General features: G+C 34.5%; 6 protein-coding genes. 3 read left to right on the top strand and 3 right to left on the bottom strand.

Annotation, left to right across the window (positions count from 1 at the left end; all coding sequences use genetic code 11):
* Positions 1-6: 6 nt before the first annotated feature.
* Entirely contained in the window at positions 7-621 is a 615-nt protein-coding gene (locus AC1RRN_RS11320) for an energy transducer TonB (RefSeq protein WP_492967404.1), read from the bottom strand.
* A 61-nt stretch (positions 622-682) separates the two neighbouring features.
* On the opposite strand from AC1RRN_RS11320, the gene AC1RRN_RS11315 reads away from it, so the two are divergent.
* Entirely contained in the window at positions 683-1126 is a 444-nt protein-coding gene (locus tag AC1RRN_RS11315; protein ID WP_310293693.1) for a nucleoside deaminase, read from the top strand.
* Positions 1127-1163: 37 nt separating this feature from the next.
* Here AC1RRN_RS11315 and AC1RRN_RS11310 read toward each other — a convergent pair whose 3' ends face one another.
* A complete protein-coding gene (locus tag AC1RRN_RS11310) occupies positions 1164-1658 on the bottom strand; it encodes a hypothetical protein (RefSeq protein WP_492967403.1) in 495 nt (164 codons plus the stop codon).
* 231 nt (positions 1659-1889) lie between these two features.
* On the opposite strand from AC1RRN_RS11310, the gene AC1RRN_RS11305 reads away from it, so the two are divergent.
* Complete coding sequence (locus AC1RRN_RS11305) at positions 1890-7568, top strand: alpha-2-macroglobulin family protein (RefSeq protein ID WP_492967402.1); 5679 nt, start codon at positions 1890-1892, stop codon at positions 7566-7568.
* Positions 7569-7643: 75 nt separating this feature from the next.
* The gene (pbpC, locus tag AC1RRN_RS11300) at positions 7644-10019 is read left to right on the top strand and encodes a penicillin-binding protein 1C (protein ID WP_492967401.1); all 2376 of its coding nucleotides are present in this window, start codon (positions 7644-7646) and stop codon (positions 10017-10019) included.
* A 185-nt stretch (positions 10020-10204) separates the two neighbouring features.
* Here the strand turns inward: pbpC and AC1RRN_RS11295 are convergent, their stop codons facing one another.
* Positions 10205-11749 (bottom strand): Rne/Rng family ribonuclease, encoded by a 1545-nt coding sequence (locus tag AC1RRN_RS11295; RefSeq protein ID WP_492967400.1) that lies wholly within the window; start codon positions 11747-11749, stop codon positions 10205-10207.
* Positions 11750-11831: the final 82 nt, after the last annotated feature.

Genomic DNA, 11831 nt, shown 5'->3' with positions numbered 1-11831 from the left:
AGCGTATTATTGCAATACAATTGGCAAAGAATATTGCCTCTTAATTTTTTTTCCGTTTGATTCTCCCGGCTGCCATTTAGGGCATAAGCTTAAAACTCTGATAATTTCTTTTTCTAAAGGCTGTTCAATTGCCGGCTCGGATTGAAGGTACGAAACAGAGCCATTTTTGTCTACTGCAAAAGAAAGATTTATTTTAAGGTTTTTGGTATTTACATTTTCAGGAGTTTTAAATTCCTTTCCAAAATAATTATAGAATTGTTCAATTCCGCCTGGAAATTCTGCATTGGTTTCTGATACAATTTCTCCGGTGGAAGTAGCATGAATTGCTACTTTTGGGAGACTATTTTTCTTATCATCTGTTTTCTCAGATTTAAGATTATTATTTTCTTTTGGCTTTACAGATTGATGATAATCAACTTTTGGCTGAGCCTTAACATCCTGAACAGAATCATTTTTGCTAATTGAAGTTTTATCAATAGAGCTTTCGATTTTAGTTGTATCAGCGATAATTTCTAAGGTATCAATTTTTTGTTTTTTTTCGTTTTTGTCCTGACAACTAAACAAAGTTGCTCCTATAATGACAAATAAAGTGTGTAGAAATATTGTATGTTTTCTTTCCATATATAAATATCAAAAAATAAATGTAATAAAAAATAAATACGAAAACAGTATTTTTGCAATTATGATAAATCCTTTCACAGACGAATACTTTATGAAAAAAGCTTTGCAGGAAGCTGAAATGGCCTTTGAAAAAGGCGAAATTCCTGTTGGAGCTGTCATTGTTGTGGCAAATAAAGTAATTGCAAGCAGTCATAATTTAACCGAATTACTAAATGATGTTACGGCTCATGCCGAAATGCAATCGATAACGGCTGCAGCGAATTTTCTTGGCGGAAAATATTTAAAAGATTGCACCTTATATGTCACACTTGAACCTTGTCAAATGTGTGCAGGTGCTTTGTACTGGAGTCAGATTTCTAAAATCGTTTTTGGTGCCCGTGATGAACAACGCGGTTTTATGGTTATGGGAACAAAACTACATCCCAAAACTACCGTCGTTTCAGGGATTATGGCTAATGAAGCCGCTGATTTAATGAAACGATTTTTTATTGAAAGAAGAAAGTAGTTTTAGAATAAGTAAGTCATATAAAGACATACAAAAATCATAAGGAATTAAAACAGACTATGTTATAAAATGTGTTTTCTGAGAAGCCCTTTTTTGAAAGAAGTATTTTTAAACTTATTCCTATTGAAAAGAGCAGTACAAGACAAAAATAAAACAGGATACCGTTAACGCTTAAGCTGCTTGAAAGTAAGTTGGTATAGTTTTTTGTCTTTGATTTTACCTTGGTTATCGATTTAAATAACAAGGAAGTTTCAATCTCAATATTATTCTCTTCAATGTATTCTTTTGCTGTTGAGAATGTAAATCCCTTTTGCGTAAAATAATGATAAGAAACCGTTTGCTTGGATTTTCCAGTAGTTTGAACACTGTAATGAGTTATTAAATCAGTGGTTTTTGAAACTGGTAAAACATAATAATCAGCGAAACCAACTAAAATAAAAAATGTTACTACGTTTAGCAGATATATAATTACATGTTTATTTTTTACAATAAATTCATTTTCAGCAGAATATCTATTTGATTGGTTTGCCATTTTTTATATTATTAAAAAGTTGTGAAATATAATATTTTAATAATTCATTTTTTAAAAACTTCAACAAAAGTTAAATAGTTATAGTGGCGAATTTTCCTCTTAAAATATCGTAGAAAATATTCTACATTTACTACAATATATTTATCATTTGATAGTTATGGTTTTAATACTTAAAATGTTAAAACGTTCTGTCATTTCTTAAAATTCGTAACCCATTAACTCTAAATAAAAGTGAAAGCAAAAGGATTAGTTCTCGTGTTTTGTGTGTTTTTTATTTTTCAATCTTGCGGCAGAAAATCAGCAGCCGATTTCAATTCCGATTTTTCATTATTTAAAGAGTATATAGTCAGTTTCACGGGGGGAATAGTCTCGTCGGAATCTGATATTCGGGTAGTTTTGGCTTTCGATAAAAAAGAATGGAAAGCCAATCAGGTTTTAGACAGCGATTTGTTTGATATTTCTCCAAGTGTTGACGGTAAAGTCGTGGCACTTTCTCCAAATACAATTGCTTTTATTCCGGAAAAAAAGTTGAAACCGGGAACAGAATATCAGGTTACTTTGAACTTGGATAAGCTGATTACACTTCCAAAAGAGAAAGAGGCAGCACTTTCCGATTTCAATTTTACCGTCAAAACCATCAAGCAGGATTTTACGATAAATACTGCCGATATTCAATCGTACAGCAAAGAATATCAATACCTGAACTGCGTTCTTAAAACAGCAGACAATATTGATATTGAAACGGCGAAAAAGTTAGTTGAAACCAAACAAAAAGGAAATAATCTTAAAATTAAATTTGAGAAGAACTCAGGTTCTGGAAAAGAATTCAATTTTATTATTGATAGTATTCAGCGTTATTCTGAAGCTACAAATTTGGAGATTATTTATGATGGAAGTGATTTTGATATTGATCAGAAAGGTCAGATCGATGTTCCGATTACGAATATAAACGAATTTAAAATCGTAAAAGTTGAAGTTCCGGACGGAAGCAATCAATCGGTTTTGATTAATTTTTCTGAACCTTTAGAAAAAGGACAGGATTTCAAAGGTTTGGTTTCGATTCAGAATACCAATAATCTGAAATTTTCAACTCAGGGAAATTTATTGAAAGTATATTTCAATAATGAAAAAGCGCCTGCCAAAAAAGAAGTTACGGTTTCAGTACCTGTAGAAGAAACAGCGGTTTCATTAGTTGACACGGCTACGGTTGTAGTTGATAGCGCTGCGGCGGTAGTTGATGATGTCGTAGAAGTCGTTCAGGAAGAAGAAGCTGAGCCTGCACCCGAACAAATTTTGACAGGAGATTTACTGATTGAAGTTTTTCAGGGAATCGAAAGTCAATACGGTAAAAAAATGGACGCTAATTATACCGAGAAAATCACTTTTGATCAAATAAAACCAAATGTCCGTTTTATTAAAAATGGTACAATTCTGCCAAGCTCCAATAATTTAAAATTGAATTTCGAAGCGGTAAACTTAAGCGCTGTCGATGTAAAAGTGTATAAAATTTACAAGAATAATATTCTGCAATTTCTTCAGTATAATGAATTAAATGGTAGTCAAAATCTCAAGAAAGTAGCTCAGCCCATCGCGAAAACAACGCTGAATTTAATTGAAAGTAAATTGGTTAATCCGAGTAAATGGAACACTTATGCTTTAGACTTATCAAAAATAATCACGCCGGAACCGGGAGCAATTTATAGAGTAGAATTTGTTTATAAAAAGAAATATTCTTTATACAAATGTGAGTCTTCAGAAGCTGATCAAAATGAGGAAGAAGAGGAAGAAGTTGATGAAAATGATGTGAACTATAGTGAGAATTCGTACGATGATTACTATTATGACGATTACGAATGGAGAGAAAGCCAGGATCCTTGTACAAGCTCTTATTATTACAATGCCAAAATTGCGACCAATATTCTGGCAACAGATTTAGGCGTAATTGCAAAAAGAGGCGAGAATAAATCCTATTTATTTGCCGTAAATAACATTGAAACAACAGAACCGGTTTCGAATGCGAGAGTTGATTTGTATACCTATCAACAACAAAAAATTGCAACAGCCGCCACAAGCAGTGAAGGAATCGCTTCTTTTCAACTCGATAAATTCGCTTATTTTGCTATCGTTTCTTTAGGAAATCAATCCACTTATGTGAAGTTAGACGATGGTCTTTCATTGTCTGTCAGTAATTTTGACGTTGCCGGCGAAACTTTGCAAAAGGGATTAAAAGGATTTATTTATGGGGAACGTGGTGTTTGGCGTCCGGGAGATAATTTGTATTTGTCTTTCATTTTAAATGATGTTTCAAATAAATTACCGAAATCACATCCAATTAAATTCAGATTGAATGATCCGAATGGGAAAACCGTTTATCAGACTGTTCAAAAAACAAACGAATTGAATCATTATGCTTTTACGGTTCCAACAAGCCAGGATGCACCAACAGGAAATTGGGAAGCAATGGTTAGCGTTGGTGGGGCTAAATTTTACAAAAGCATCAAAATTGAAACGATCAAACCGAATCGTTTGAAAATAAAAAACAATTTTTCAAGAAAAACGCTTTCGTCTTCTTATCCAAATACAAGCAACCTTGAAGTAACGTGGCTTCACGGTGCTATTGCGAAAAATTTAAATGTAGAAATGCAGGCGAAGTTTTCGCAACAGACGACTACTTTTAAAGGATACGAGAAATTTAGTTTTGATGATTTAGTGCGACAATTCAGCACAGAAGAAATAAATGTTTTCTCAGGAAAATTGAATGAAAACGGAAAAGCATCGGTAAATATTCAGCCAAAATTACAAGGACAGGCGCCCGGAATGCTTCGTGCTTCGTTCATCACAAAAGTTTATGAAGAAGGAGGAGATTTTAGTACTGATGTGATTTCAACAACTTATTCTCCATATAAAACATATGTTGGAATTAAATCGCCAGAACCTAACAAATATGGAATGTTGGAAACGAGAACCAATAATCGTTTTGATATTGTTACTGTTGATGAAAACGGAAGACCAAAATCAGTCAGAAATCTTGAAGTTAAGGTTTATAAAGTTGAATGGCGCTGGTGGTGGGATGCTTCTAGCGATAATTTGTCAAATTATAATTCTTCGAATGCGACAAATTCATATAAAACTTTTGTAATCAATACCGATTCAAGCGGAAAAGGAAGTGTTCAATTTTCGTTAACCGATGAAGAATGGGGACGTTATTTAATTCGCGTTTCAGATAATACAGACGGTCATGCGACTGCTTTGACTGTAAATATCGACTGGCCAATTTGGTCTGGAAAAACGCGTAACAGAGATGCTTCTACGGCTAATATGTTGGTTTTTTCTACAGATAAAAAGAATTATGCAGTAGGCGAAAAAGCACAAATATCTTTCCCTTCAAGTGAAGGAGGACGCGCTTTGATTTCGATAGAAAACGGATCAAAAGTAGTACAGACCATTTGGGCAAAAACTGAAAAAGGAGAAACAAAAGTGGAAGTTCCGATAACTTCTGCAATGGCTCCAAACGTGTATTTTAATATCACATTATTACAGCCTCATGCTTCTACTAAAAATGATTCGCCAATTCGTATGTACGGAATTGTGCCGATTGAAGTGATAGATAAAAATACGATTCTAGCCCCAACATTATCAATGCCTGATGTTTTAAAACCAGAGCAGACCTTTACGGTAAAAGTAGGAGAGAAAACCGGAAAAGAAATGACCTATACCATTGCAGTTGTTGATGAAGGCTTATTGGATTTAACTCGTTTTAAAACACCAAATGCATGGGATAGTTTTTACGTTCGTGAAGCTTTGGGTGTTAAAACCTGGGATATTTATGATGATGTAATTGGAGCATATGGCGGAAAAATAAATCAGATTTTCAGTATTGGTGGAGATCAGGATTTAGGCGGAGGAAAAGCTAAAAAAGCCAATCGTTTTAAACCTGTTGTATTGTATTACGGTCCGTTTAAATTAGAAAAAGGACAAACCAAATCACATCAATTAAAATTGCCAAAATACATTGGTTCCGTTCGAACTATGATTGTTGCTGGCGATGCCAATACAAGCGCTTACGGAAGTGTAGAAAAAGCAACTTCGGTTAAAAGTCCGTTAATGGTTTTGGCTTCTTTGCCGAGAAAAATTTCGCCTTCAGAAAAAGTGACGATTCCGGTTACTGTTTTTGCAACGGAGAATAATATCAAAAATGTTTCGATTCAGATTAAAACGAGCAATGGTTTAAAAGTAATGGGAAGTGCAACACAATCTTTAACTTTTAGTTCGCCTGACGAAAAAATGGCGTATTTTAATTTAGTTGTAGGTTCTGCTACCGGAATTGCAAAAGTTCAGGTTGTTGCAACTTCCGGAAAAGAGAAATCGGTTTATGATGTCGAAATCGATATGACGAACCCGAATCCGGTTACGAATACTTTTACCGATGTAATTTTACCTCCAAATAGTACCAAAACGATTTCATGGAAAACCTTTGGAGTTGCTGGAAGTAATAAAGCCAGATTGGAAGTTTCATCAATGCCAACAATGAATTTGAATGGAAGATTGCAATATCTTATTCAATATCCGCATGGATGTGTAGAGCAAACGACTTCGTCTGTTTTTCCACAATTGTATTTGAATGATGTTGTTGATTTGGATGCCACGCGTAAAGCACTTATCCAAAAAAATATTACGGCGGGAATTACAAGATTAGGAAGTTTCCAATTGTCAAATGGAGGTGTGGCTTATTGGCAAGGAAATACGATTGCAGATGATTGGGGAACTTCATATGCTGGACATTTCCTGATTGAAGCAGAGAAAAAAGGCTATGTTTTACCAATTAATTTCAAATCAAAATGGATCTCCTATCAACAAAAAGAAGCTAAACAATGGCGTTTTGAACCCAAATATGGAAATGATCTTGCTCAGGCTTATAGATTATACACTTTGGCTCTAGCCGGAAATGCCGATTTATCTTCAATGAACAGATTGAGAGAAACCAAAGGCATTTCGAATGAAAGTAATTTGCGTTTAGCAGCGGCATATGTTTTGGCCGGACAAAAATCTGCTGGATTAAACTTGTTTTTACACAGTAAAATTGAAGACGAATCGAGTAATTACAATTATTACTATTATGGTTCAAGTGAAAGAAACAGAGCGATGGCGTTAGAAACAATGTTGCTTTTAGGACAGAAACAAAAAGCATTTGCGATGGCTACAAAATTGGCGAAACAAATGTCAAACAATCAGTGGATGAGTACACAAACAACAGCTTATTGCTTGTATGCCATGTCTAAATTCGCGGTTAGTAACGGTCCAAAAGGAATCAATATTCAATTCAGTAAAAATGGAAAAGGCGAGACTATTAATACTCAAAAAACAATTGCTGACAGAAGTTTGATTGTTCAAACAGGTTCTAATAGTATTACGTTGAAAAACGTTAAAAACAATACGGTTTACGTGCGTGTTTTGAATACAGGAATTTTACCAATTGGACAAGAGAAAGCAATTCAGAGTGATGTTTCTGCTAATATTATTTTCAAAAACAGAAAAGGAAGCGTGATAAATGTTTCTAAAATTAGTCAGGGAACAGAATTTATAGCTGAAGTTACAGTTAGAAATCAAAGAAATGAACACGTAGAAAATGTGGCTTTATCACAAATTCTGCCTTCAGGATTTGAAATTGTAAATACTCGTTTTACAGATTATGGAGACGCAACAAACAATATTGCGGATTATATTGATATTCGTGATGACAGAACCAATTTCTATTTTGGAATGAAAGCCGGAGAAACAAAAGTCTTCCGAATTTTGCTGAACGCTTCTTATCTTGGGAATTATTATTTACCAGGTTTACAATGTGAGGCGATGTATGATAATACATTCTTAGCCAGAACAAAAGGATTTTGGGTTGAGGTTGTAAAATAAATTTGTTAGCCACGAATTCACGAATTAATTTGTTATAATTTAAATTCGTGAATTCGTGGCGAAAAAAAATCAGTCTTGAAAAATAAATTAATAGCGTTCTCGCAACGCATTATAAACTGGATAAAAAAGAATAAAATAAAATCAGCAATTGCATTTCTGCTCTTGCTGATTTACTATTTTTCTATACCACGAACCTTATTTCAAGAACCGTATTCGACGGTAATTGAAAGTAAAGAAGGAGAATTGCTTGGCGCGAAAATAGCCGACGATGGACAATGGCGTTTTCCCGCACAAGATAGTGTACCTGATAAATTCAAAAAATGTATTGTTTATTTTGAAGATGAATATTTCTACAAACATCCCGGTTTCAATCCGATTGCAATGGTTAACGCGATTAAGCAAAACCAAAAGGCGGGAAAAGTGGTTCGAGGTGGAAGTACTTTAACACAACAAGTTATTCGGTTATCCCGAAAAGGAAAAGGCAGAACTTATTTTGAAAAATTAATCGAAATTATTCTGGCAACCCGATTAGAATTAGGGTATTCTAAAAACGAAATCCTGGAATTATATGCTGCTCATGCTCCTTTTGGAGGGAATGTCGTTGGTTTAGAAATGGCTTCCTGGCGTTATTTTGGAGTTCAGTCGAATCAGCTTTCGTGGGCTGAGAATGCAACGTTGGCTGTTTTGCCAAATGCGCCGAGTTTGATTTATCCAGGGAAAAACCAAATAAAGCTATTGAATAAACGCAATCGATTATTGTTGAAATTGCATCAGGAAGGAATAATTGACAAACAGACGTATGAACTTTCTATTGAAGAACCTTTGCCGCAAAAACCTTATGATTTGCCTCAAATTGCACCTCATTTATTGCAACGCGTGGCTAAAAATGAAGAAGGAACCCGAGTAAAAACGACAATCGATTATGCGTTGCAAAATAGAGTTAATCAAATTGCGAAGTATTATTATAATCAATACAAACAAAATGAGGTCAATAATTTAGCCATTTTAGTTATTGATGTTTCAAATCGAAATGTGATGAGTTATGTGGGAAATGCTCCAACAGATAGTAATCATCAAAAAGATGTTGATATTATAGATGCACCAAGAAGTACGGGAAGTATTTTAAAACCGCTTTTATATGCAGGAATGCTCGACGACGGCGAATTATTACCGAATACTTTAGTAGCAGATGTACCAACACAAATCGCAGGATATACACCGCAGAATTTCAATTTAACTTTTGATGGTGCAGTACCGGCACATCGTGCTTTATCACGGTCCTTAAATATTCCGGCAGTTTTGATGTTGCAGGATTTTGGTGTAAATAAATTTTATGAAGAACTGCAAAAATTCAAATTAAGAGATATTAATAAAACTCCGGATCATTACGGATTATCACTTATTTTAGGTGGTGCCGAAAGTAATTTGTGGGATTTATGCCGAACGTATGCAGGATTGTCTTCGACAGTAAATTATTATACTAAAAATCAGGCAAAGTATCGAACTAAAGAATTTGCAGAGCTGAATTACAAAAATGATTTTGAGCCCGATTTTGGTTCAGAAACTGATCAGAAGAATATAATAGGCGCTGGAGCAATTTGGTTAACCTATAATGCAATGGAAGAAGTGAACCGACCAGAAGGAGATGAAGCCTGGAAATTTTATGACAGTTCTTTGAAAATCGCCTGGAAAACCGGAACAAGTTTTGGAAATAGAGACGCCTGGGCGATTGGGACAAACTCAAAATATGTAGTAGGAATTTGGGTTGGGAATGCAACAGGCGAAGGAAGGCCAACTTTAACCGGAGTAACCAGCGCAGCACCTATTTTATTTGATGTTTTTAATTTATTGCCGAGACAAAAATGGTTTGAAACGCCTTATAAAGATTTAGAAGAAGTTGAGGTTTGCCGTTTAAGCGGTTATTTGGCAAAAGAAGATTGTCCCAAAATCAAACAATGGGTTTCTAAAAGAGGGAAATCTACGGTCGTTTGTCCGTATCATAAAAAGGTTCATTTAGATAAATCGGAACGATTTCAGGTCAATAGCAGTTGTGAAAGTGTAGATAATATTATCACGAAAAGTTGGTTTGTGCTGCCTCCGGTTATGGCTTGGTATTACAAAAGCCAGCATATTGAATATTTGCCTTTGCCACCGTTTAAAGAAGATTGTCAGGGAACGCAAACCACAACAATGGATTTTATTTATCCAAAAACAAATAGTAAAATTTATTTAACGAAGAATTTTAACAGCGAAGTTCAACCGGTAATTTTGAAAGTAGCTTATTCTGAAAGAGATAAAGAATTGTTTTGGTACGTTGATGATGTTTATAAAGCAACAACCAAAACGTTTCATGAATTGCCAATTACACCAACAGCCGGATTTCATTATATTACCGTTGTGGATGCTTATGGAAATGAAATTAGAAGAAAAATTGAAATTGTGAGAGAATGATTTTCTTTTGAAAAAGATTGCCTAGCCCAGATAGAAGTGGAAATCCTTTTATTTTTTTCTTTAAAAAATAAAAGATTGAAACGGATAGCTGGAAATTGCTCCTAAAAAATAGTATTCCCAGATGTAAAATTCGTTCACAATAAGCCATAAAAAAACCGCCAATCTTTCGAGAGGCGGTTTTTATTTTATTCTGAAATAACATTTCCTTTTTTATCATAGAAATGGTATTCTAAGTACGTGTAAGCGTCACGAGGTATGATTTTCACCCATTTCTTATGTTCAAAAAACCATTTTGAACGTAATGATGGAAAACCTTTACTGAGGTATGCAGCCACAAACGGATGTACATTAAGCACAACTTTATTGTGGGTTTTTAAAATTCTGTCCAGATCAGATGCGATTTTGTCAATGATTAAAATTGGCGCTTCAATTTCGCCATTTTCATTGTTTGGATCTTCTTCTCTGGTTTTAATATTAACTTCTGGTCTTACGCGTTGTCTGGTAATTTGAACTAAACCAAATTTACTAGGTGGTAAGATTTTATGTTTTGCTTTATCGTCGCTCATTTCTTCTCGCAAGAAGTCGAACAAGACTTTCCTGTTTTCAGGATTAGACATGTCGATAAAATCAACAACGATTATTCCGCCCATATCACGCAAACGAAGTTGTCTGGCAATTTCAGCGGCAGCAATCATATTTACTTCCATGGCGGTGTCTTCCTGATTTGTCGCCTTATTAGAACGGTTTCCGCTATTTACGTCTATAACGTGAAGAGCTTCAGTGTGTTCGATAATAAGATAGGCGCCTTTACTCATGGAAACGGTACGTCCAAATGAAGTTTTGATTTGTCTCTCTATATTGTATTTCTCGAAAATTGGAGTGTCATTTGATTGATAAAACTTTACAATCGATTGTTTTGAAGGTGCAATTTCTTGCAGATATTCCTTCGTTTGGTGGAACAACTCTTCGTCATCTATTTGAATACCGCTGAAGGTATCATTGAATACATCTCTTAATATCGAAGAAGCTCTGTTAAGCTCTCCTAATACTTTTGATGGATGATGAGCAGTTGGTAATTTTTTACACATTGCAGTCCATCTGCCAAGCAGGTTCTGCAAATCTTTTTCTAATTCGGCTACGTTTTTGCCTTCGGCTACTGTGCGAACAATAACACCAAATCCTTTAGGTTTGATCGATAGAACAAGTTTTTTTAGACGATCCTTTTCCTTTTTGTCTTCTATTTTTTGAGAAATAGAAACGCGGTCAGAAAACGGAACGAGAACAATAAATCTTCCTGCCAATGAAAGCTCAGCGCTTATTCTTGGACCTTTGGTCGATATAGGTTCTTTTACAACTTGAACTAAAACAGATTGATTGGCACTTAAAATATCAGTAATGATGCCATCTTTGTCAATCTCTTTTTCAAACTGAAAGGTTTTTAGGGAGAAATCTTTTATTTTACCTGCGCTTACAAGTTTTATGAATTTCAGTTGGGAAGCTAAGTTAGGTCCTAAATCGTGATAATGTAAAAAGGCATCTTTTTCGAAACCTACATTTACAAAAGCAGCATTAAGTCCAGCAACGGGTTTTCGTATTTTGGCAATAAAAATATCACCAACCTGAAAGTTGCTTTTCTCTTCTTCCTTGTGTAATTCAATTAGTTTTCCATCTTTTAATAAGGCAAAATCTACGGCTTCAGAACTAGATCTAATGATTAATTCTTTATTCACACTGTAAATTTTTATCTGTTTTTTCAGAAAATAGAATATAGAGAATAGAAAATAGACTTTTAAAAGTCTAAAATCTGAAATC

Source organism: Flavobacterium sp. GW821-FHT11G01 (genome assembly GCF_058808175.1).
The sequence above is the reverse complement of the archived record's forward strand: the minus strand, read 5'-3'. Positions and strand labels throughout refer to the sequence as shown.

Bases quoted from the DNA above. Each gene is read 5' to 3' on its own strand.
- AC1RRN_RS11320 (WP_492967404.1), bottom strand. From the start codon at position 621: ATGGAAAGAAAACATACAATATTTCTACACACTTTATTTGTCATTATA.
- AC1RRN_RS11310 (WP_492967403.1), bottom strand. From the start codon at position 1,658: ATGGCAAACCAATCAAATAGATATTCTGCTGAAAATGAATTTATTGTA.
- AC1RRN_RS11315 (WP_310293693.1), top strand. From the start codon at position 683: ATGATAAATCCTTTCACAGACGAATACTTTATGAAAAAAGCTTTGCAG.